Source organism: Brevibacterium sp. Lmc1, from assembly GCF_057654315.1.
On record NZ_CM172803.1, the window covers coordinates 1,725,745 to 1,745,217 of the forward strand.

The window sequence follows — 19,473 nt, forward strand, 5'->3', positions numbered from 1 at the left end:
ACCGAACAGGAGTACACTCCCACTTTACCGGAAAACGGATAGGCCTGCCCACTTCCGCGGTACCGTTGCCCGGGAAGGTAGGAACGACTCAGGGAGTGTGAGATCACGATGACGATGGCAGCAGCGGGCTTCCGCCGCTATGGCGGACCCGAGGTCCTGGAGGTCATGCGGGTCGCGATGCCGGCGGCGGGCGCAGGGCAGGTTCTCGTCAAGGTGGAAGCCAGTTCTGTCAACGGCGGCGAGCTCGCTCAGCGGCGGGGCAAATTGCGTGCACTCGCCCGGGTAAGCCTGCCGAGGTATGTTGGCATCGACTTTGCAGGTGAGATTCTGGCGCTGGGGCCCGGCGTCACCGAGTTCTCGATCGGGGACCGGGTGTGGGGAACCGTCGACGAGCGCGGCTCGGTGGGTGCGGCCGCAGAGGCGGTGGCGATCGATTCAGGCCGAGTTTCCCGGATGCCCGAGGGGTGGAGCGCAACAGACGCGGTCAGCGTGCTGGCCGGGGCTGCGACCGCAGTCGTCGGGCTCCGGGACAAGGCCCGGCTGCGGGCCGGCGAACGACTGCTGGTGCGCGGCGCCTCCGGCGGCGTGGGCAGTGTCGCCGTGCAGCTCGGCCGACTGTACGGTGCGCACGTCACCGCGCTGTCCAGCCAGTCGAGTGAACAGTTCGTCCGAGGACTCGGCGCAGATGAGGTGATCGACTATCGCACCTCCCTCGACGCCATCGGGACCTTCGACGTGGTGTTCGATACGCGTGGAACTGATCTGTGGGAACTGCGGAAACACCTCGCGCCCCGCGGACGGATGGTCGCAGTGTCATTCGACGTCGATCGCAAGGCGCGGAGCCTGGCCGGTATCGCCGCGTCGAGCATCTTCGGTGGCCGCCGCATACGCTTCTTCCTCGGGCACCCGACCGCTGCACTCATCGGTGAGGTGGCTCGGTTGGCGGAAGACGGGCACCTGCAGCCGATCGTCGATGAGGTCTATCCTCTCGACCGCATAGGTGACGCTCACGCCAGGCTTGAGGCCGGCGGGGTGCACGGCAAGGTTGTCCTCGTCGTCGAAGAGACGGCGTCGGGGGCAGTGGACTGACCGGTAATTCGTTGCCGGGGACAACGGATTCGGTCCGGCATCGTTGACGCCATCTCGGGTCTGGGTTCCGGAAGGGGTGATGGCGTACTTGACGGCCCCCACATACCGCATGACCGCCCACCGAGACTGGAAGACCTGTAGAACCCAGAGGTTGTTCCGTACCGGAACTCGGTTGAGTTCAGGTTTAACGTCTAGCGTTATTGACGGTTTCCGTTATAGAATGCTCTCGTGATCAGATCGTTCGGCAGCAAGGACGCCGAGCGCATCTGGCATGAGCAGTACGTCAAGCGCGTCGACCGGACGGTGCAGCGGGCGGCCATGCGGAAGCTCGAGCTGATCCATGCGGCGAAGGATGTCGAGGACCTCCGGGTCCCGCCGGGCAACCGCCTGGAGCGTCTGGTCGGCGACCGACGCGGGCAGCACAGCATCCGCGTCAACGCGCAATGGCGTATCTGCTTCGTCTGGAGAGAGGGAGGTGCGGACGATGTCGAACTCGTCGACTACCACTGAGGCCGACCTGATCGAGCCGATCCACCCGGGAGAGATCCTGATGGAGGACTTCATCGAGGGCTTCGGGATCACTCAGAACAAGCTCGCGGTGTCCATCGGCGTGCCGCCGCGCCGGATCAACGAGATCGTGCACGGCAAGCGGGGGATCACCGCTGATACGGCGATCCGTCTGGCGCGCTACTTCGGAACGTCCGAGGAGCTCTGGATGAATCTGCAGTCGAACTACGAGCTTCGGCTTGAGCGCCGTGTCCTTCACGACAAGGTTGCCGCGATCACGCCGTTGGAGGTTGCGTGACTGTCCTCGTGTAAGAGCTCCGCGATTCTGCACAACGTGACGGCGTGGAGAAGTTCGTGGTCGGCGCGGTGATACATTCAGATGGGTCTGTGCTGGTCGTCACTCGTAGCGAACTGGACGACTTCCTGCCTGGGATCGATGAACTGCCCTCTGGTGGCGTTGAGGTCGGGGAGTCGCTCACAGCGGCGCTTGATCGTGAACTGCTCGAAGAAGTCGGATTCGAGTCTGTGGTGATCGATGGCGACTTCCTTGAACACTTCGACTATAGATCCGCTTCGGGGAGACTGACGCGACAGCTCACAGTGTCAGTGCCGTTGGCCGATCGTATTGTGAAGCTCTCGGACGAGCACGTCGCGGCTCGATGGATCACCGCAAGGGATGTTATTGGTGCGTCATGTACGCCAGAGATTCAGGGCGTGATCGAGACACGGTTCCTCCGCTGAGGTCTCCCGTGCTTGCCGAGCGTGTGGTTTGAGACGTTGTTCCGTGCCGGAACTCGGTGGAGTTCCGGTTCATCGAGTGGTGCCCACACTCTTGACTCTTCCTATAAGTGGAAGATATCCTCGTGTTCTATGAAGAATATCGCACCGCAGCTGACGCCTTTCGTGCGCTCGGATGCCGTTGGGGCGATTCTGGCCGAGACTCTCGGGCACCCTGAGCGGGAGTTTACGCTGGCAGAGCTTGGGCGGCGCACGGACACGAGTGGCCCGGTCGTGCACCGCGAAGTGGGGCGACTGGTCGACTCCGCCGTGCTTCGTGACCGGTATGAGGGGCGAAACCGTCTCGTGAGTGCGAATGCCGACCACCCATTGTTCGCTCTGATGCGAGATCTGATCGCGGCGACCTACGGGCCGGTGCCGGTCTTGCGTGAGCTCTTCGACGGGATCGACGGGGTGGAGGAGCTGCTGATCTACGGATCTTGGGCCGCGCGCCGGTCCGGGGAAAGCGGTGAGTTTCCCAACGACTTAGACGTCCTCGTCGTGGGGGAGACGCCGCGGAGGACGCTCTCGGGGATTGCGGCCGAAGCAGGTGACAAGCTCGACTTGCCCGTGAACATCACGCGTATCGTACCGGTTGACTGGAACTCTGAGGACCCGTCGCCGTTCGTCTCGACGATTCGGTCACGCCCCTTAGTCGATGTGAGGTCCGGTGAGATCCTTGCCTGAGATCGTCAATCAGATGCTCGTGAACCGAAGACTGGAGCGTGTGGAGCGGAATCGCGAGCATGCGCTGGCTGTGGTCGTGACCGCAGAACGCCATATCCGTACGGCGGAGCTGCTTGCTGATACCGACGATCACGCGATGGCGTTCACAGCCGCGCACGATTGTGCGTAAATCGCTCGTCGCGGCTCTTGCTGCCGAAGGACTCCGTGTCCGACCCGTCGGCGGAGCTCATCGCAAGACCGGGATCGCGGCAGCGGGCTTCGTCAACGACAGTGCGTTGGGCGAGTTTGAATGGGTGCGTCAAGTGCGCAACGCGACTGAGTATCCCGACGACGATCGACCGACAGCGACGAACCAAGACGTGGCTGAAGCGATCACCGCGGCCGTTCGGATCGTCGATGTCTGTGCCGAGTACGTGCGTCGCGACGGGTAGTCGACGAATTTGGGTGCAGTTAGTAGCTCGCATCGGCTTCAACACGGCGGAAGAGTTCTGGATGAATCTGAAGTCGAGCTGCGGGCTGCGTCGTGAACGTCGGGTGCTGCGCGACAGGATCTCTGCGATCACACCTCTCGTAGTCGCGCAGCCGTTCGACTCTTCGCGGAATCCGGTCTGCCGAAGGTTCCGCTTCAACGTCTGCGGCAGAGGCTGGGGCACTGTGGCAACGACAGCTTGAGCTGTCACTGCACTTCCCCGGCTCAGAACGCCCGAATAGTTGCGGAGAGGCCGGACGGCTCTGGACGTGTGCGGATGGAGTGCGGCGGCGATCAGCCCCTAGACAGCTCCTCGCGGACGATCGCTGTTCCCGCACTCAAGGCGCTCATCTTCGCGAGGGCGACGTCGCGCGCGAAGGGGGCCATGCCGCAGTTCGTGCTTGGAATGAGCTTGTCGGCGTCGACGAACTTCAGAGCCTTGCGCAGAGTCGCGGCGACCTCCTCCGGTGTCTCAATGGTCTCGTTTGCCACGTCGATGGCACCGAGCATGACCTTCTTGCCGCGGATCAGTTCGATGAGGTCCATCGGGACATGGGAGTTGTGGCATTCGAGCGAGACGATGTCGAGGCTCGAGCGCTGCAGGAGGGGGAAGGATTCCTCGTATTGGCGCCACTCGGACCCGAGGGTCGTTTTCCAGTCGTTGTTCGCCTTGATCCCATAGCCGTAGCAGATATGCACTGCGGTTTCGGCCCGCAGACCTTCCGCTGCTCGTTCGAGCGCGGCGACTCCCCAGTCCTTCATCTCCTCGAAGAAGACATTGAATGCCGGCTCGTCGAACTGGATGATGTCCACTCCCGCCGCCTCCAGATCCTTTGCCTCCTGATTGAGGACCGTGGCGAATTCCCAGGCCAGCTTCTCGCGGCTCTTGTAGTGGTCGTCATAGAGTGTGTCGATCATCGTCATCGGTCCCGGCAGCGCCCACTTGATCGGCTGATCGGTCTGCTGGCGGAGGAACTTCGCATCGTCGACGAAGACCGGTTTCTCACGGCTCACGGCGCTGACGACTGTGGGCACGCTTGCGTCGTAGCGATCGCGGATCCGAACTGTCTCGCGCTTTTCGAAATCGACTCCGCTGAGATGCTCGATGAACGTCGTCACGAAGTGTTGGCGGGTCTGCTCTCCGTCGCTGACGATGTCGATGCCGCGGTTGGTCTGCTCATGAGTCGAGATGCGCAGGGCATCGTGCCTGCCCTCGACCAAGGCTTCGCCTTGGAGGTTCCAGGGGGACCAGAGGGTTTCGGGCTGCGCGAGCCAGGACGGCTTCGGCAGACTGCCGACGATTGAGGTGGGCAGCAGCGGCTGGGTCATCGTTTCTTCTCCTGCGGTCATGCGACTGGGACGGGGCGGTCGGACGCCCACTGCTCGAGCATCTCTCGGTGCGGGTTGACGAAAAACTCCTCCGTGAACTTTCCCTGTCTGGTGCCGAGCTGGTTGCGTTCGACGCGATCATAGGTGACCGGCATCTCCGAGAAGTCGTGCCGGTCCAGCGTCGGCCGGTAGACCTCTCCGGCGGCGGTATTCGCGTTGTAGATCTCGGGCCGATAGATCTTCTGGAAAGTCTCCATCGTGCTGATCGTGCCGATGAGCGCCAGATCGGAATAGTCGCCGAGGAGGTCGCCGCGATGGTAGAAGGCCAGCGGTGCGACGCTGCCCGGTGGCATGAAATACCTCACCTGGAGTCCCATCTTTGCGAAGTAGTCATCGGTCAGCGAGTAGTCGTCCTGCTGGTATTCGAACCCGAGAATCGGGTGGTGATTCTCGGTCCGACGGTACGACTTGCTCGTGGACACGCTGATGCAGATCACGGGTGCCGTCTGGAACCGTTCCCGATAGGCAGCAGAATCGAGGAAGTGTTGGAATAGTTTGCCATGCAGATCACCGAAGTCATCGGGGACCGTGAACTCGGTTGCGGCCTCATTGGCAGCCGGCAGCCGCACGCTGAAATCGAAATCGCGGACAAAGGACGAGAAATTGTTCCCCACGATCCCGGGGTAACGTTTTCCAGTCAGTCTGTCGATGATCTGGATATCCAGGACTTCGAGCAGCGGGAACTCCTGTTCCCGGCCGCCCGAGGTGAAGTGAAGTCCTCCGGAGACGATGTCGAGTTCGAGGACATAGCGATCCCGGTCGGGATTGTCCCAGGACGCGAGTTCGTTGAAGCGGCGATTGATGATGCTCAGAGCAGTGCGGAGGTTCTGCTGGCGGTCCTCGCCCCTGGCGAGGTTGGCGAAGTTCGTCGTCGCTCGGGTGCTCTCCGACGGCGAGTAGTCCTCGTCGAATCGAGTCGTGGTGATGCTGAATGAGAACTCAGGTGTCATGGACGTCCAATTCGGTGGGTGTTCGGCCGGTTGTGGTCGCTGGCATGTCTGTGATCCATCCTGCCCGTCCCCTGTGGTCATCGGGTAACTCGGGGGAACTATGGATTCCTATAGCCTTGATCTATGTCTCGAGGTCTGAAGAACATCACGCTGCTGCAACTCCAGTACTTCATCGAGGTCGCGTCGGAGGGATCGATCACCGCCGCCGCCGATCTCCTCTATGTCTCTCAGCCGACCATGTCTGCCGCGATGAAAGACCTGGAGACCCGTGTGGATCGCGCTCTGCTCGTCCGATCCGCCCGCGGGGTGACGTTGACTGACGACGGTGTGGAGTTCCTCGGCTATGCCCGGCAGGTCGTCGAACAGGTGGAACTCCTCGAGCAGCACTACCTAGGGCGCCCACCGTCCCGGCGTCTGCTCGGAGTCTCGGCGCAGCACTACTCGTTCGTCGTCGATGCTTTCGTTCGGATGGTCAAGGCCAGCGATGCTGCCGAGTACGAGTTCTCACTGCGAGAGACGCGTACCTGGGACATCATCGAAGACGTTCGCACGCTCCGCAGTGAGCTCGGCATCCTCTACCGCAACGACTTCAACAGGAAGGTCATCGATAAGCTGCTGCGAGATTCCGGGCTTGCGTTCCACCCGCTCTTCCTCGCCTCCCCGCACATCTTCATCTCTCGTACGAACCCGCTTGCCTCCCGCCGCCGCGTCACCCTCGACGATCTCGCCGCCCTGCCTCGGCTCACCTTCGACCAGGGGGCGAACAACTCGTTCTCCTTCGCCGAGGAGATTCTCTCCACCCTGTCGAGCAAGCAGGAGATCCGGGTTTCTGACCGTGCGACCATCTTCAACCTGATGATCGGGCTCGACGGCTACACCATCTCGACGGGCATCATCAGCGACGATCTCGATCCGGCCATTGTCGCGATTCCACTCGAGGTCGAGGAGCGCATCGAGATCGGCTGGATCGATCATTCCGGGATCCCGCTGACCGAACAGGCGCAACGCTACCTCGACGAAGTACGGGCCGTCGTCGGCGGTTTCGGCATTGCGCTGCTCGATCAGCCGTGACCGAGGACAGCGCCGAGGCGGTCTCGAATAGCCGTACGACTCGCTGCGCCCCTCGCTTGAAGACCACCTCGGTGCAGGGGCCGTGCGCTCTGGGGTTGCAGATCGCGGAATCCGCGAGGAGATGAGTCCTGTGGCCTCAGCTGCCGCCGACCTATTCGAGGCAGTGAGGCCACGTCTGACTCAGGCCCTGGCCGAATGCGTCGGGATTCGAGAGCTGGAAGCGGTGGGACTTCACTCCGACGTTGAAGTGGCAGCCTCGTTGGACGTCTCATGGGTGGAACTCAGATTCGACGTCTAGTGGACGGCGACCGTGTCACCGAGTATCGAGATCTTTCAATTGATCGGTGATGCTGCGTGGGCTGCGTCCCAGGAGTCGCGTGAGCGTGGGGTCCGAATCCGAGAAATGCCCGCTCCTTGTTGCCTGGAACATCGACAGGGTGAAACGCGCGACCTCCTCGGGCGTACCGCGGGAGATGACGTCGGCCACCCACTTCTTGTCGTCCACGACGACGCGCTCGATTCGGCGTCCGGCGATCTCGGACGCGGAAGCGGCGAAATCCGCGAGGGTGACCGGCTTGGGCAGCGTCAGGTCGATCGGGCCCTCGAACGGTTCATCCGCAGTCAGAACCGCAGCAGCGGCCTCCGCCGCGTCGCGGCGATCAATCCAGGAAAATGGTCCATCGGCGGGCATAGCGATCTCGCCGGTTTCTTCCCACGCACCGAGCAGCTGAGCCGGGTCTCCGTAGAAGCCGTTTCGCAACGAGGTCCAGGCTGCTCCCGATTCTGATAAATACTGTTCCGTGGCCGCATGGATTCCGAGCGGCGGGTAGGGAGTGTCAAAGCCTGCTCCGTGGGTGCTTGTGTACAGGATCCGCTGAGCCCCTGCACCGACGGCTGCATCGATCGCCCTGCGGTGTTGTGCGACGACGTCGGCAGTAAGGTCGCTGGAGGACACCAGGAGAACCTGTTCGGCGTCCGCGAACGATTGGCGCAGAGCCGCTGGATTGTCATAGCTCCCCTGCCGTACGCGGACTCCGTGATCGGCCAAATGGGTCGCACGCGAGGGATCGCGTACGCTGACGCCGATCTGCTCTGGCGGAATCCGCTTCAGAAGGTGGTCGACTGTGGCTCCGTTGAGAGTGCCTGTCGCTCCGGTGACGATGATCATCTGAATTCCCGTTCGTGCGAAATATGAACTGACGTCGTGCTCAGTGCGCACGTCAGAGCTGCTGTCATGATTGAAATTGACTCATAAGGTCAACTTGCGTGGCCCCATTCTGCACCAAGTTGACTGCTATGATCAAGTTATTTGTCGCTGTGGGAGGGAGCGTCATCGTGTCTGATCCAAGTGGTGTGCAGTCTCTTCGCTCGGATGCTCGCCGGAATGTCGACCGGATACGACGTGCGGCGGTCCAGGTGTTCCGGGAGCGGGGGTTCTCTGCGCCCCTCGAGGAGGTCGCCGCAGTCGCAGATGTGAGCAAGGCGACGATCTTCAATCGACTCGGCGGGAGAATCGGGCTCATCGATGCCGTCATCGACGAGGTTGTTGCGGTGGAGCTGCAGACGGTCATCGAGGAGATGCGGTCCATCGGCGAGGTCCGAGAACGTATCTGCTCGTATATCTATGCGTTGCGTGACCTGCAGTATCGAGTTCCTGCGGTCAATGATGTTCTCCTCCAGGAGTATCGCGACTCCGAGCCGTTGCTGGCCCTGTGCCATGCCGGAACGGAATTCCACGACAGCCTTGTCGCTCAGGGGCACGCCGCCGGCGTATTGGTCCCCGCCTTCACAGCAGAAGACTTCCAATCACTTGCCCGCGACAATGCTCTCGTCCTCAAGCACGGGGGCCGACCGCCTCGAGCCGACTATGACCGCCGAACCGCATTCCAGATCAGTGGGATCTGCAGATCGTCCAATATGCCCGACTAGCCTCGCGACATCGATGAGGCTGACTCAGTGCAGGGATTCTCTGCTGACCTCGGCTGCGCTCCCATGGCCGTGGACGCAGGCCGATTCATCTGGGTTGTGAGAATCGGACTGCGTTAGAGTGGCCCCTGGCGTCAGGAGGTGACCGCCACGATGAGATCTGCTGCAGCGGGAATCTCAACCCGACAGATCGGAAGGCGAGGACCGAAGATGACAGCCAGCAAGAGTTCGTCACAGCCCGCGGTGCCCCAGCGCGCGGCCAATACAGTTCGGGCAACGGGTCTCATCCTCGCGCTCGTGTTCGGTGCGATCGCTGCGGTCATCGGCCTGGCATCGCTCATTCCCGGGCTTGGCCCGTTCAGTTCCGCTGCGGCCCGGTTTGCGCCGACGATTGCGCCGATGGCGACTGTGATCGGAGCGATTGTGCTTGGGTTGGGAATCGTCTGCCTGCGCCGAGGCCGGCGAAGGACCGGAGCTGTGGTGACAGGATTCGGAGTGGTGAGCACGATCGCGAATCTGGCTGTCGTCATTGTGCTCCTCGTCGCCATCACCTCGGCCGGTGGTTCGGTGAACCTGTTCACTGCGACGTTCGGACTCTCGGCGATCGACTCGGCATCGCCTAATCGCAAGGAAGTGTACGACAAATCCAGCTCAGGCGATGACCTCTCCGTATCGATCTACGAACCTGAGAGAGCGAAGGGTTCAGCTCCGACGATCATGTACGTCCACGGAGGCGGTTGGATCGCAGGCGAACCGAACGCGGCGAGTTCAGAGCTCCGTGAACTCGCCGATCACGGCTACCTGGTCGTATCGGTCGAATACGAACTCGCCACCCTGGATAACGCCACTTGGCAGAGCGCACCGTCGCAGGTCGCCTGTGCGGCAAGCTGGATTCAGACCCACGCAGACACGATCGGTGCAGACACCGATCGTCTTGCGTTCTGGGGCGAGAGTTCGGGCAGCAACATGGTCGCCAATACCGCCGGTGCCGCAGCGCAGGGCGACGCCGAATCGTCCTGCGGTGGGAAGGTTCCGGTTCCGGCGGCGGTCATTGCCGACTACCCCGCGTTCGACGTGACGGGCCTCTACGAGAACGCCCCCACCGGGCCCGGCGCGGGATCCGGCACGCGCCTGTTCGCAACCAGCTACACGGGTGGCACACCGGAGGAATATCCGGAACGCTACTCAGTGGCCGATTCCGTCACGCATCTGAAAGCACCCGCGCCGCCGGTGCTCATGATGACAGCGATGCGCGATGACGTGATCACCCCAACCGACCAGCTTTCATGGGCCGAATCGGCCCGAAGCCGCGGAGTCGACGTCACAACCGTGAAAGTTCCCCTCGCCAATCATGCGTACCCGCAGAAGGCGAAGAACTCAATCGGCAGCCAGGGACACCTGAGCATCGCAGAGGCCTACTTATCCGAACAACTTCGCTAGCCACACGTCCGTTGTGGATCTCGGCTGTCCTGGCGGGGAGGCGTCGATGCAAGTATCGTGGAAACTGGCAGCACGTACGGTTGCCAGCACTTCCAGGTACCTAAGCCTGAATCATTGCGGAGAGCTCCGGTCGGCCCGGAACATGTCCAGATGGGGTGCGGCGCATTTCTGCGCCGTCTTCAACCGCCGGTGCGACACACCGGCTGACGTAAGGACATGACATGACGACCAAAGACGAGAAGAACCTGTCCCAGGTGATCGACAAGATCGCGAAGATGGACGAACCGGAACGATCGCTCATGCAGCGAGCGCACGAGATCATCGTGACCGTCGCCCCCAGTCTCAAGCCGCGGATCTGGTACGGCATGCCTGCCTATGCTCTGTCAGCGAGCACTCCTGCACTGGTGACACTGCGCAATGACGAGCGGGTCAACCTGGCCCTCACCGAAAAGGTCGACCTCACCCCAGCCGGTGGTTCCGATGGAACGCTGATGCCCGCCGCATGGTACTTCGACACTATCGATGAGGTCGCCGAGAAACGCATTGCCGAGATCGTCTGGACGGCAACCTCCTGACGGTGACGACCGCCGGGGCTGAGCCCGCAGACGACACTGCCTGCGACATTTGTGTCTGGGGCTCGGCCGCGCGGTCGGCGCTGAGCGTCTGACCTCCGATTGGCTATGGTGGTGCCTGAGGGACGAACCGGTCCCTTCTGCCATAAGAATGAGGAGTGATCGACTTGAGTTTCTCTGTCTATCTGTCCGGTGAGATCCACACCGAGTGGCGCGATGAGATCAAGCGCGGTGCCGAGGCGGCCGGTCTGGATATCGATTTCACCGCACCCGTGACCGACCATCCTGCCAGCGATGCTGCCGGTGACCACCTCGGCGAGAACGACAGCGCCTTCTGGCGTGATCACCAGTCGGCGAAGGTCAACGCCATCCGCACCCGGACCCTGATCGAAAAGGCCGATATGGTCGTCGTGCGCTTCGGAGACAAGTACAAGCAATGGAACGCCGCCTTCGATGCCGGCTATTGCGCGGCACTCGGCACACCCTATGTGACCCTCCACGATGCCGACATCGTGCATCCGCTCAAAGAAGTCGATGCCGAAGCCAAGGCCTGGTGCCAGACGACGGATCAAGTGGTCGAAACCCTGAAGTATGTTCTCAGAGACTGAACTCGATGAGTTGAGACCGCGAACGACCGTGGAGTGAAAACGGCCGGTCGCGGCCTCAGGACCTGCGCGTCGTGACGCTACGGCAGGGGATGATCACCCTTGATCTTGAAGAAGGATCCACGGATCTCCCCGGCGAGCTTCGACTTCTGACGGGCGAACTTGAACGCCGACAGCTCGGGAGGCACGTCCATCCCCTCCGAAAGTTTGAAGCCGACGGCCCGCTTGCCATCGTCTGCTCGTGTCCATAGGACATTGACTGCGAGCCCGGACTCGTAGAAGACGTGCACCCAATAGATGCCATCGACGTCATTGATGCTGACTTCGAGGGCAGGCGAGGTCGGTACGATCTCACGCTCGGAGTCAAGGATCTCCTCCACCCAGTTCAGGGCCTCCTGTACCTCGGCGGCCGGGGCCACGGCGAATGTGTGTTTGTATTTGTTGGAGAAGTACCGTGCCTCGTTGGCGCGCAGACCAGCCAGCGCCTCGGCGATGGGGGAGGATTCGAGTCCCGCGGTGGAGACATCGGTGAATGAAACGGCTTCGAACGGCATGGGTCATGGATATGCCTGATCCTGGATATCCGCCCACGACCGGGCCCACGGTCGTCAGGAAGGGTGAGAGACTCGCTCATGAGGCAGCGAATCCGCATGTCGCCGAGGGCCGATGAACATCTGTCAATGAACCTCTGAGGAGGAATGCATGCACAGCGGAACCGACGTCAAACCGTTCACACCGTCAGACCACTGGCTCAACGACTGGCCGTTCGACGTGTGGACCGTAGTTCAAGTCCGGGCCTCGATCACAGGTGCTGCCGCCGAGCGCGCGGTGCGCACGTTTCAGGCTGCTCTCAGGCCCGACCCCGATGCTGATGTCGCCGAAGGCACAGAAGTTCACTTTTGGGGAGGCTATACGGCGGAGACGTCTCCGTCGACTGGCAGAATTGGATGGCAGATCGTGCTCAAATCGTCGGGTCAGGACGGTATCAGCTCTGTCATCGGAGCGACTGACGACCTCGTCGAGGCGATTCGTCAGACGTCTGGAGAGGTGCGACTCACCTGGCATGAGGTGGCCGCGAGCCGGGCCGAAGGCCATTGAGCAGGTGAAAGCCTCCGTCCCCGCACCCAGGGTCCCCGCACCCAGGTCGAATCGGTGCGGTAGGGTGATCTGCATTCCACAGGTTTTGCGAACTGCACCACGGCGGTGCGGACACACGTGACGACAGAGGAGTCCCACCTTGGCCCTGCACGAAATCGAGTTCACCTCTCACAACGATCGTGACACGGTCTTCGGCTGGCTCTACACACCGACCACTGAACCTCGAGCCATCATCCACATCATCCACGGACTCGGCGAGCATTCCCGGCGCTACCACCACCTCATCGCCACCCTCGTCGACTCCGGATTCGCCGTCGTCGCCGATGACCATTCCGGTCACGGTCGGACGGCCATGCAGTCGGGAATCTGGGTCGATACAGGCGACGACGCAGCTCGAGTGGTCGTCGCCGACGAACTGACGCTGCAGCGCAAGGCTCGCGAGATCCTCCCGAATCTGCCGTACATCGTGTTCGGTCACAGTTGGGGATCGATGATTGCACGGGTCATGGCCTCCGATCCGACGGCTGGCCTCGCGGGGCTGGCTCTGTGTGGAATCGCTGCGCAGATGCGCGGTATCGATCAGACCATCGACCGTGTCGAACTCGCCGAGGCGGCCACCGGCAACCGACGAGCCGAACCTGCATCCGATCAATTGGTGGGCCAGCTCTTCGACGGATTCGTCGAACGTTTCGGTCCGGATGCCGGCCCCACCGCCTGGGTCGCCCTCGACGAGGCTGTCGTCGCCGATCATGGGCGCGACCCCTTCAACAACTTCGGCGCCCCGATGAGCTCCCGATTCCTGCAGGGCTTCGTCGAACTCTATGACGGTGCCAATGCCGATTCCTGGTACGCGACGATCCCCAGCGGTCTGCCGGTGCTCATCCTCGCAGGTGACCAGGATCCTGTCGCGAACTACGGCGAAGGCGCCTATCACGTCGCGAACCGCCTCCGCGCGACCGGACACGACGATGTGCGCACCCGCGTCTTCGCCGGAGTCCGCCACGAAGTCCACAACGAACCGACCACCCGCCTCGAGGTCGAGGCGGAGATCGTCGACTTCGCTTCCCGCGTCAGCAATCGGACGAGGCCCGTTCAAACGAACGAGAGCTGAATCCGTGAACCCGGCAGAAAGCTCAAACCGCAGTGTGAATTGGCCACAGGCGACACCCATCGTCACCGACAGGCTGCAGCTTGAGCCGCTCGCAGTCCACCATGCGTCGGAGATGGTGGAGACACTGTCCTCACCCGACCTATACACCCATATCGGTGGGACGAGCCCGAGCCGGTCCGAACTCGAACGACTCTATGCACTCCAATCCGCAGGTGCCTCACCGACCGGTGACGCCGGCTGGCTGAACTGGATCGTTCGCGAAACGGCTGAGTCCGCTGCAGTCGGAGATGTTCAGGCCACAGTGACAAGAGCCGAAACCGGTTATCAAGCCGACATCGCTTGGGTCATCGGCGTCGACAGCCAGGGGCAGGGATTCGGCACCGAGGCGGCCCGAGCCATGGTCGATTGGCTGGCGGATCATCTCGTGACTGTGGTGCAAGCGGCCATCCATCCTGACAACGCCGCTTCCGCCCGAATCGCTGTCTGTCTCGGACTGCAACCGACCGACGAGATCGACGACGGTGAAGTCATCTGGCGCGCAGAGGCGAGGACAGAGGAATGACCATGTTGACACCGACTACGACGGACCTGTCGGACATCATCGACACTGTCGCGTCCTGGCAACGCGAAGGACTGCCCGTCCAGGTACATCCCGGAGACCTCGGTTGGTATCAGCGTTTCGGGGCCGATGCGCTCGCCTCGGCACTGCGGGTGTGGACTGTCGGCGACGAAGCTGCGGCCGTCGGATTCCTCGACGAATCCGAACTCATCCGAATGGCCATCTCACCCGATCACTCCGATGACCAAGCGCTCGCTGAGGCGATCTTGGCCGATTTCACCGGAGATCTCACCGAACTGCTGCCTGCAGGGAAGGGCATCGTCGAAGCTCGATTCGGATCCGCCCTGCAACATACCCTCACCGAGGCGGGATGGGGATCTGATGAAGCGTGGACTACGCTCCACCGAGATCTGAGCGAACCGATCCCATCCGTTACCCAGCGGATCGAAACGGTCGATCCCGACAGAGCAGATAACCGTATCGCCGACCGTATCGCGGTCGAATCCTCGGCTTTTCCCGGGTCCTCATTGACTGCGGACCGTTGGCGGTCCATGGCCGACGGTCACGCTTACAAGCAGGCCAAATGTCTCGTCGGATTTACCGCCGACGGCGCTCCAGCCGGTGCCACAACCGTTTGGTCGGCCGGTCCTAGGCGCCCCGGTGTCATCGAACCACTCGGCGTCCACGGCGACCACCGGGGTCACGGATTCGGAGTCGAGATGACACTGGCCGCGGCCTCGGCGCTGAGGGAGATGGGGGCGTCGAGCGTCACCGTTGCCACGCCGACATCGAACACAGTCGCCGTCGCCACTTACCGTGCGGCTGGGATGAGCATCCTCGGCGAAGTCAGGGATTTCTGTCGACCCTGAACCGAATCAAACAGACGCACCTGCGATGAACGCCGCCTGCGCGACATGCTGGATCGCATCGTCGATGATCGAGACCATCCGAACGCCACGAGTGACTGCGGGAGTCCAGTTCCTGTCGATGACTTCGTCGAAGTCATCCTCGGAGAGCGTCTTTGCATAGTCGGTGAACGCGTTCAGAGTAGCGGCGAGGTAGTCGACGAGCAGCTGTTGATCGTCGACCTTGATCTCTGCCGCCTGTTCGGGACTGTGTCCGTAGCCGAAGGTCTCGCCGATCTCGCCGAGATCGAACCGGTTCCGGAAGTCCTCCCACTGCTGAGGACGGCCAGTGAGGTCCGAAAGCTGCACATCGATCTCACGGCCGCTGTGCCACAGCAGCCAGGCGACGGAATTCGGATGACCACCCAGACGGCTGTTGAGCTGTTCGGGGGAGAGGTCGGGCAGAGCTTGTGCTGCCTGGAGAGGGCGCTGGGACAGGTCAGTGAGAATGTCGATGCTGTTCATGTCGCCCATTCTGCTCTTCACGTCAACCGCTGTCACCACCGGGGCTCAATCGAGACGGGGCTTGCGACGGTTGCGTTTGATCTCCGACCGCCGCTGTTCGGTCCGGACTCGGCGACGACGGGAATTGCGTGACGGCTTCGTCGCTCGCCTCTGCACCGGCGGAGCCAACGCCTCACGCAGCAGCTGCGCCAGACGCATGCGTGCGTCCTGACGGTTCTTCAGCTGTGACCGCTGCTTCTCCGAAGTCACGGTCACCACAGTGCCCGACAGTCGTGGTGCCAACCGACTGAGCACTCGCTCGCGTTGAACCTCGGTGAGGAATCTCGCTGAGGCCAGGTCGAGGCTCAGTTGCACCCGTGAATCGGAGGTATTGACGTGCTGGCCGCCCGGGCCGGATGACCGGGAGAACTGTTCGGACAGGTCGGACGCGGGGATGACCAGCCCGGCGGGGATACCCGGCCCGGCGGGGACGCGCAGATCACCGTCCATCTCAGTTCGGCTCCGCTTCGCCTTCGCGATCGTCACCGGCGGAGTCTTCTTCGCGCAGCCTCGGCGTGATCTGCAGGTGCGGGCGGATTCCACGCTTGTCGGCGTAGAATTCGCGGATCCGATCCATGTCCGCGGCGATGTCGCCGGTCATCTCCAGGGTCGGGCCCAGCCCCGTCGTCCGGGTCGCGGTATCCAGGTAGCCCAACGTTACGGGCATTCCCGTTGCCATCGCGATGCGATGGAACCCGGATTTCCAATGAGTGTGTCCGCCGCGGGTGCCGTCCGGGGTGATGACGAGCGCGAAGACCTCGCCGTCTCGCATGCGGTCGACCACCTCGGTGACGATCTTGCTCGGATCAGACCGATCGACGGGAATCCCACCGAGTCCCCGCATGATCGGCCCCCGCCAGCCGGTGAACAGGGAATGCTTACCCAGCCAATGGACGTCGACGCGCATGCGCCACGCGATCGCGAGCATGACGACGAAGTCCCAGTTCGAAGTGTGCGGAGCGCCGACGAGGATGGTCGGACGGTTCGGAGCGGGCTCGGTCACGAGGTTCCACTTGCTGAAGGACCAGAAAGCGCGAGCGAGGAGGCGTCGGATCATGAACTCAACGGTAAGGCACGAGGATGTGTGGGCCTATCGGTGTCCATGGACGTGTGGTGAGAAACGGGCATGAGCGGCCCTGAGGACCGGGTAGAGTCGGCGATGTGAGAGGACGAATCCGCTTCTGACGAGCACGCGCGGATTGCGCCCGCGTCCGATGAGTCGGCGGGTTGCCTCTTCGGTGAGCATATAAGCGAGCACCTTCGGGCCTGGAGACACCGCCGATTCGAAGACCACTGACTCGATATCGTGCCATGGCAGCAGAGTCCCGGGCAGAACCTCACCGCGCCGGGCCGACGCGACGCCGGTGGGGGAGACGACGAGGGATTCGTGCCTGCGCAGCCGCACGAATACGCCGATCGGCGCGACGACGAGGCATCCGATGATGCCAGCGACAATTGCCCACATGCGCAGGTTCGCAACGATGACCCATGGGCTGCCTCCGTCACCGAGAGCTGCAGTGACAATGTAGACGAAGAAGGCGAGCAGGCCGATGCCGAGCGGGACCGCGATGGCCAAAGCAGTGAAGACGTTGCGTTTCGAGGAGGGGATGACGACCTGCTGTCCACGCTCGAGCCGGCGCACGACGTCGGCGGGGGAGAAGTCGTCGGTCATGGTCCTCAGAATACCAGCGGACTGGGAATAATCGCGCAAGTGGCATCGCTGTACCGAATGCCAAGCTTCACCGACAACGGAGGTAGATATGTCTGATTCAACTCGTGTCGTCATTCTCGGCGGCCATGGAAAGATCGCACTTCTGGCCGCGCCCAAGCTCAAGGCCGCAGGCTTCGCCGTCGATTCGGTGATCCGCAACCCCGACCAGTCATCAGATGTCGAAGCCGCTGAGGCCAACCCGGTCGTCCTCGACATCGAAACCGCCGACACTCAGGCGCTCGCCGATCTGTTCTCCGGAGCCCAGGCTGTCGTCTTCTCCGCAGGCGCCGGCGGCGGCAACCCGGCCCGGACCAAGGCCGTCGACCTCGAAGCAGCCAAGCGATCGATCGACGCCGCCGGGCAGGCGGGCGTCAAGCGCTTCGTCATGGTTTCCTATGCCAGTGCGAGCGTCGACCGTGATCGCGTCGACCCCGAGAGCTCGTTCTACCCCTACGTCGAGGCCAAGGCCGGTGCAGACGAGCACCTGCGCGCCAGCGACCTTGACTTCACGATTCTCGGACCCGGCGGTCTGACCCTCGAGCCCTCCAGCGGCAAGGTCCTCATCGCCGATGCGGCCGGCGATCTCGACGGTGAACGCCCGGCAGACGAGGTGCGGGTGACCTCCCGCGAACTCGTCGCCGAGGTCATCACACACGTCATCGCCGAATCTGCAGCTGTGCGTGAGACTGTGAACTTCTACGACGGGCAGACCCCCATCGCCGAGGCGATCAACTGACCTGACAATCCATGCGGGCGCTGTCCCGTCCCTACCCGATGGCCTGTGGTCTCCGAACCGAGACCACAGGCCATCGGGCGTTCCGACGAGTCCGGTTCGAGTCGCCGCTGAGATTCAGCCTCGTCTGTTCCACAATTGATGGGTCAGACCGCTGGCCGTGGTGAGACTCTCGATCGTGAAGTCCTTCTCCAACCCCTCGAGTCCTTCCCAGAGCCAGACCCCGCGGCCGAGGGTGACCGGGACGATGACGAGGTGCATGAAGTCGACGAGGCCGTCCGCAAGGAACTGTCTGACCATCGAAGGACCGCCGCCGATGCGGACATTGCCGCCGTCAGCGGCAGAGGTCGCCTCGGCGAGTGCCTCCGCGGGCGACGCGTCGATGAAGTGGAAACTCGTGCCGTTGTCGAACTCCATCGGCTCCCGTGGATGATGAGTGAGAACGAAGCACGGGGTCTTGAACGGCGGCTCCTCACCCCACCAGCCACGCCAGCCGTCGTCGGGCCACGGCCCCGTCTGGGGACCGAACTTCTTCCGGCCCATGATCTCGGCTCCGATGCCCTGCCCCCACATGGCGAACAGAGCGCGGTCTGCGGTCACCGGGGCGTCGACCTTGTCCACGCCCTCGATGCCGCGGCCGTCGAAGTAGGAGAACAGTGCTTGGGCTTCGCCGATCGGCTGATCGAAGGTGACGAACTCGCCGGCAGCGAATCCGTCGAGGGAGACGAAGAGGTTGTTGACACACGCTTTGGCCATGTGCACTCCAATGTGATGGTTCGGCTGATGTCTTCAGTCCGACGGATGGCGTGGGTTCCGGGGAAGTGGACCCAGTGTAAGATTAAGTAGTTTCAGAATGCAATCACTGGAGGTGGGGCGATGCCTGCACAGCCGCGTTCAGGATGTGCGATCAATGCCGCCGTCGAGGTCCTCGGCGACAACTGGTCGCTCATCGTCCTGCGGGACATCATCTTCGGCAATCGTCGGCACTTCCGCGAGCTGCTCACCCACAATGATGAGGGCATAGCCTCGAACATGCTCGCCAGTCGTCTGAGGAAGCTCATCGACGAAGGGCTGCTGACAAAAGCGGAAGCCGCACGCGGGCAGCGAGCCCAGTACACCCTCACCGAGGCTGGAATCCAGACTCTGCCGGTCATGGTCGCCCTCGGAACGTGGGGAATGACCCACCGGGAGACCTCGCCGGAGCTGACGATCCGATCCAGAATCATGGCCGATGACTCCCGACTCGTCGCAGGTCTCGTGGATGAGCTTCGGGAGACCCACCTCGGGGTGCCGCGCCCGAATCCTGACGAACCGCGTTCCTCGGAGCGACTGCAGGCCGCCTACGAGGCCGAGATCTCGGGAAGCTGATT

Annotated in this window: 28 protein-coding genes; 19 read left to right on the forward strand and 9 right to left on the reverse strand. The window is 62.5% G+C overall.

Annotated features, from left to right (window positions below):
* Positions 1-108 precede the first annotated feature (108 nt).
* From AC239G_RS07565 to AC239G_RS07595, 7 genes are all read left to right on the forward strand, one after another.
* Positions 109-1,089, forward strand: coding sequence for an NAD(P)-dependent alcohol dehydrogenase (locus tag AC239G_RS07565; protein ID WP_181270392.1), 981 nt, complete (start codon positions 109-111; stop codon positions 1,087-1,089).
* Between the two features lie 228 nt (positions 1,090-1,317).
* A complete protein-coding gene (locus tag AC239G_RS07570; protein WP_139466832.1) occupies positions 1,318-1,599 on the forward strand; it encodes a type II toxin-antitoxin system RelE/ParE family toxin in 282 nt (93 codons plus the stop codon).
* On the forward strand, positions 1,574-1,894 hold the full coding sequence (locus AC239G_RS07575) for a HigA family addiction module antitoxin (protein ID WP_139466833.1): 321 nt from the start codon (positions 1,574-1,576) through the stop codon (positions 1,892-1,894). Before AC239G_RS07570 ends, AC239G_RS07575 begins: the two co-directional genes overlap by 26 nt.
* 44 nt (positions 1,895-1,938) lie before the next feature.
* On the forward strand, positions 1,939-2,337 hold the full coding sequence (locus AC239G_RS07580) for an NUDIX hydrolase (protein WP_139466834.1): 399 nt from the start codon (positions 1,939-1,941) through the stop codon (positions 2,335-2,337).
* A 129-nt stretch (positions 2,338-2,466) separates the two neighbouring features.
* Positions 2,467-3,060 carry an ArsR family transcriptional regulator gene (locus AC239G_RS07585; RefSeq protein WP_139466835.1) on the forward strand — a complete coding sequence of 198 codons (594 nt, stop codon included), beginning with the start codon at positions 2,467-2,469 and terminating at the stop codon, positions 3,058-3,060.
* Positions 3,053-3,229: a hypothetical protein gene (locus tag AC239G_RS07590; RefSeq protein ID WP_180345507.1), complete on the forward strand. Its 177-nt coding sequence runs from the start codon at positions 3,053-3,055 to the stop codon at positions 3,227-3,229. The genes AC239G_RS07585 and AC239G_RS07590 overlap by 8 nt, the downstream gene beginning before the upstream one ends.
* The gene (locus AC239G_RS07595) at positions 3,222-3,491 is read left to right on the forward strand and encodes a hypothetical protein (RefSeq protein WP_139466836.1); all 270 of its coding nucleotides are present in this window, start codon (positions 3,222-3,224) and stop codon (positions 3,489-3,491) included. Before AC239G_RS07590 ends, AC239G_RS07595 begins: the two co-directional genes overlap by 8 nt.
* Before the next feature lie 332 nt (positions 3,492-3,823).
* On the opposite strand, the gene AC239G_RS07600 is transcribed toward AC239G_RS07595, so the two are convergent.
* Together AC239G_RS07600 and AC239G_RS07605 are read right to left on the reverse strand one after the other, a co-directional pair.
* Positions 3,824-4,858, reverse strand: a complete 1,035-nt coding sequence (locus tag AC239G_RS07600; RefSeq protein WP_139466837.1) for a methionine synthase — start codon at positions 4,856-4,858, stop codon at positions 3,824-3,826.
* A 17-nt stretch (positions 4,859-4,875) separates the two neighbouring features.
* Positions 4,876-5,868, reverse strand: coding sequence for a putative oxygenase MesX (locus AC239G_RS07605; RefSeq protein WP_139466838.1), 993 nt, complete (start codon positions 5,866-5,868; stop codon positions 4,876-4,878).
* A gap of 123 nt (positions 5,869-5,991) precedes the next feature.
* Between AC239G_RS07605 and AC239G_RS07610 the strand changes: the two genes are divergently transcribed.
* Both AC239G_RS07610 and AC239G_RS07615 read left to right on the forward strand, forming a co-directional pair.
* Entirely contained in the window at positions 5,992-6,939 is a 948-nt protein-coding gene (locus AC239G_RS07610; RefSeq protein ID WP_139466839.1) for a LysR family transcriptional regulator, read from the forward strand.
* Positions 6,940-6,982: 43 nt separating this feature from the next.
* A complete protein-coding gene (locus tag AC239G_RS07615) occupies positions 6,983-7,237 on the forward strand; it encodes a 2-phosphosulfolactate phosphatase (protein WP_139467400.1) in 255 nt (84 codons plus the stop codon).
* 15 nt (positions 7,238-7,252) lie between these two features.
* On the opposite strand, the gene AC239G_RS07620 is transcribed toward AC239G_RS07615, so the two are convergent.
* Positions 7,253-8,107: an NAD(P)H-binding protein gene (locus tag AC239G_RS07620; RefSeq protein ID WP_487490033.1), complete on the reverse strand. Its 855-nt coding sequence runs from the start codon at positions 8,105-8,107 to the stop codon at positions 7,253-7,255.
* A gap of 167 nt (positions 8,108-8,274) precedes the next feature.
* On the opposite strand from AC239G_RS07620, the gene AC239G_RS07625 reads away from it, so the two are divergent.
* The 4 genes from AC239G_RS07625 (at position 8,275) to AC239G_RS07640 (ending at position 11,485) form a co-directional block, all read left to right on the forward strand.
* Positions 8,275-8,868 (forward strand): TetR/AcrR family transcriptional regulator, encoded by a 594-nt coding sequence (locus tag AC239G_RS07625; RefSeq protein ID WP_229663894.1) that lies wholly within the window; start codon positions 8,275-8,277, stop codon positions 8,866-8,868.
* Between the two features lie 207 nt (positions 8,869-9,075).
* Positions 9,076-10,305: an alpha/beta hydrolase fold domain-containing protein gene (locus tag AC239G_RS07630; protein ID WP_434594890.1), complete on the forward strand. Its 1,230-nt coding sequence runs from the start codon at positions 9,076-9,078 to the stop codon at positions 10,303-10,305.
* A 221-nt stretch (positions 10,306-10,526) separates the two neighbouring features.
* Positions 10,527-10,880, forward strand: a complete 354-nt coding sequence (locus AC239G_RS07635; RefSeq protein WP_139466843.1) for a DUF1801 domain-containing protein — start codon at positions 10,527-10,529, stop codon at positions 10,878-10,880.
* Between the two features lie 164 nt (positions 10,881-11,044).
* Positions 11,045-11,485, forward strand: coding sequence for a YtoQ family protein (locus tag AC239G_RS07640; RefSeq protein ID WP_139466844.1), 441 nt, complete (start codon positions 11,045-11,047; stop codon positions 11,483-11,485).
* Positions 11,486-11,562: 77 nt separating this feature from the next.
* On the opposite strand, the gene AC239G_RS07645 is transcribed toward AC239G_RS07640, so the two are convergent.
* Positions 11,563-12,036, reverse strand: coding sequence for a phage tail protein (locus AC239G_RS07645; RefSeq protein ID WP_172168946.1), 474 nt, complete (start codon positions 12,034-12,036; stop codon positions 11,563-11,565).
* A gap of 148 nt (positions 12,037-12,184) precedes the next feature.
* Here AC239G_RS07645 and AC239G_RS07650 point away from each other — a divergent pair, with 148 nt between their 5' ends.
* The 4 genes from AC239G_RS07650 (at position 12,185) to AC239G_RS07665 (ending at position 15,119) form a co-directional block, all read left to right on the forward strand.
* Positions 12,185-12,580, forward strand: a complete 396-nt coding sequence (locus tag AC239G_RS07650) for a hypothetical protein (RefSeq protein ID WP_139466846.1) — start codon at positions 12,185-12,187, stop codon at positions 12,578-12,580.
* 139 nt (positions 12,581-12,719) lie between these two features.
* Positions 12,720-13,691, forward strand: coding sequence for an alpha/beta fold hydrolase (locus AC239G_RS07655; protein WP_434594895.1), 972 nt, complete (start codon positions 12,720-12,722; stop codon positions 13,689-13,691).
* 34 nt (positions 13,692-13,725) lie between these two features.
* Entirely contained in the window at positions 13,726-14,253 is a 528-nt protein-coding gene (locus tag AC239G_RS07660) for a GNAT family N-acetyltransferase (protein WP_487490034.1), read from the forward strand.
* A gap of 2 nt (positions 14,254-14,255) precedes the next feature.
* Positions 14,256-15,119, forward strand: coding sequence for a GNAT family N-acetyltransferase (locus AC239G_RS07665; protein ID WP_487490035.1), 864 nt, complete (start codon positions 14,256-14,258; stop codon positions 15,117-15,119).
* Between the two features lie 6 nt (positions 15,120-15,125).
* Here the strand turns inward: AC239G_RS07665 and AC239G_RS07670 are convergent, their stop codons facing one another.
* The 4 genes from AC239G_RS07670 to AC239G_RS07685 are packed head-to-tail and all read right to left on the reverse strand — an operon-like array spanning position 15,126 to position 17,331.
* Entirely contained in the window at positions 15,126-15,620 is a 495-nt protein-coding gene (locus AC239G_RS07670) for a mycothiol transferase (RefSeq protein ID WP_139466850.1), read from the reverse strand.
* Between the two features lie 45 nt (positions 15,621-15,665).
* The gene (gene arfB, locus AC239G_RS07675; protein ID WP_139467401.1) at positions 15,666-16,109 is read right to left on the reverse strand and encodes an alternative ribosome rescue aminoacyl-tRNA hydrolase ArfB; all 444 of its coding nucleotides are present in this window, start codon (positions 16,107-16,109) and stop codon (positions 15,666-15,668) included.
* A 1-nt stretch (position 16,110) separates the two neighbouring features.
* Positions 16,111-16,716 carry a 1-acyl-sn-glycerol-3-phosphate acyltransferase gene (locus AC239G_RS07680; protein WP_139466851.1) on the reverse strand — a complete coding sequence of 202 codons (606 nt, stop codon included), beginning with the start codon at positions 16,714-16,716 and terminating at the stop codon, positions 16,111-16,113.
* Positions 16,717-16,749: 33 nt separating this feature from the next.
* The gene (locus tag AC239G_RS07685; protein ID WP_139466852.1) at positions 16,750-17,331 is read right to left on the reverse strand and encodes a hypothetical protein; all 582 of its coding nucleotides are present in this window, start codon (positions 17,329-17,331) and stop codon (positions 16,750-16,752) included.
* 88 nt (positions 17,332-17,419) lie between these two features.
* On the opposite strand from AC239G_RS07685, the gene AC239G_RS07690 reads away from it, so the two are divergent.
* Positions 17,420-18,106 (forward strand): SDR family oxidoreductase, encoded by a 687-nt coding sequence (locus AC239G_RS07690; protein WP_139466853.1) that lies wholly within the window; start codon positions 17,420-17,422, stop codon positions 18,104-18,106.
* Between the two features lie 114 nt (positions 18,107-18,220).
* Here the strand turns inward: AC239G_RS07690 and AC239G_RS07695 are convergent, their stop codons facing one another.
* On the reverse strand, positions 18,221-18,859 hold the full coding sequence (locus AC239G_RS07695; RefSeq protein ID WP_139466854.1) for a dihydrofolate reductase family protein: 639 nt from the start codon (positions 18,857-18,859) through the stop codon (positions 18,221-18,223).
* A 120-nt stretch (positions 18,860-18,979) separates the two neighbouring features.
* On the opposite strand from AC239G_RS07695, the gene AC239G_RS07700 reads away from it, so the two are divergent.
* Positions 18,980-19,471 carry a winged helix-turn-helix transcriptional regulator gene (locus AC239G_RS07700; protein ID WP_139466855.1) on the forward strand — a complete coding sequence of 164 codons (492 nt, stop codon included), beginning with the start codon at positions 18,980-18,982 and terminating at the stop codon, positions 19,469-19,471.
* Positions 19,472-19,473 lie beyond the last annotated feature (2 nt).

Bases quoted from the DNA above. Each gene is read 5' to 3' on its own strand.
- AC239G_RS07680 (WP_139466851.1), bottom strand. From the start codon at position 16,716: ATGATCCGACGCCTCCTCGCTCGCGCTTTCTGGTCCTTCAGCAAGTGG.
- AC239G_RS07685 (WP_139466852.1), bottom strand. From the start codon at position 17,331: ATGACCGACGACTTCTCCCCCGCCGACGTCGTGCGCCGGCTCGAGCGT.
- AC239G_RS07670 (WP_139466850.1), bottom strand. From the start codon at position 15,620: ATGAACAGCATCGACATTCTCACTGACCTGTCCCAGCGCCCTCTCCAG.
- AC239G_RS07610 (WP_139466839.1), top strand. From the start codon at position 5,992: ATGTCTCGAGGTCTGAAGAACATCACGCTGCTGCAACTCCAGTACTTC.
- AC239G_RS07605 (WP_139466838.1), bottom strand. From the start codon at position 5,868: ATGACACCTGAGTTCTCATTCAGCATCACCACGACTCGATTCGACGAG.
- AC239G_RS07575 (WP_139466833.1), top strand. From the start codon at position 1,574: ATGTCGAACTCGTCGACTACCACTGAGGCCGACCTGATCGAGCCGATC.
- AC239G_RS07630 (WP_434594890.1), top strand. From the start codon at position 9,076: ATGACAGCCAGCAAGAGTTCGTCACAGCCCGCGGTGCCCCAGCGCGCG.
- AC239G_RS07620 (WP_487490033.1), bottom strand. From the start codon at position 8,107: ATGATCATCGTCACCGGAGCGACAGGCACTCTCAACGGAGCCACAGTC.
- AC239G_RS07690 (WP_139466853.1), top strand. From the start codon at position 17,420: ATGTCTGATTCAACTCGTGTCGTCATTCTCGGCGGCCATGGAAAGATC.
- AC239G_RS07585 (WP_139466835.1), top strand. From the start codon at position 2,467: ATGAAGAATATCGCACCGCAGCTGACGCCTTTCGTGCGCTCGGATGCC.
- AC239G_RS07565 (WP_181270392.1), top strand. From the start codon at position 109: ATGACGATGGCAGCAGCGGGCTTCCGCCGCTATGGCGGACCCGAGGTC.
- AC239G_RS07700 (WP_139466855.1), top strand. From the start codon at position 18,980: ATGCCTGCACAGCCGCGTTCAGGATGTGCGATCAATGCCGCCGTCGAG.
- AC239G_RS07645 (WP_172168946.1), bottom strand. From the start codon at position 12,036: ATGCCGTTCGAAGCCGTTTCATTCACCGATGTCTCCACCGCGGGACTC.
- AC239G_RS07600 (WP_139466837.1), bottom strand. From the start codon at position 4,858: ATGACCCAGCCGCTGCTGCCCACCTCAATCGTCGGCAGTCTGCCGAAG.
- AC239G_RS07695 (WP_139466854.1), bottom strand. From the start codon at position 18,859: ATGGCCAAAGCGTGTGTCAACAACCTCTTCGTCTCCCTCGACGGATTC.
- AC239G_RS07650 (WP_139466846.1), top strand. From the start codon at position 12,185: ATGCACAGCGGAACCGACGTCAAACCGTTCACACCGTCAGACCACTGG.
- arfB (WP_139467401.1), bottom strand. From the start codon at position 16,109: ATGGACGGTGATCTGCGCGTCCCCGCCGGGCCGGGTATCCCCGCCGGG.
- AC239G_RS07635 (WP_139466843.1), top strand. From the start codon at position 10,527: ATGACGACCAAAGACGAGAAGAACCTGTCCCAGGTGATCGACAAGATC.
- AC239G_RS07665 (WP_487490035.1), top strand. From the start codon at position 14,256: ATGTTGACACCGACTACGACGGACCTGTCGGACATCATCGACACTGTC.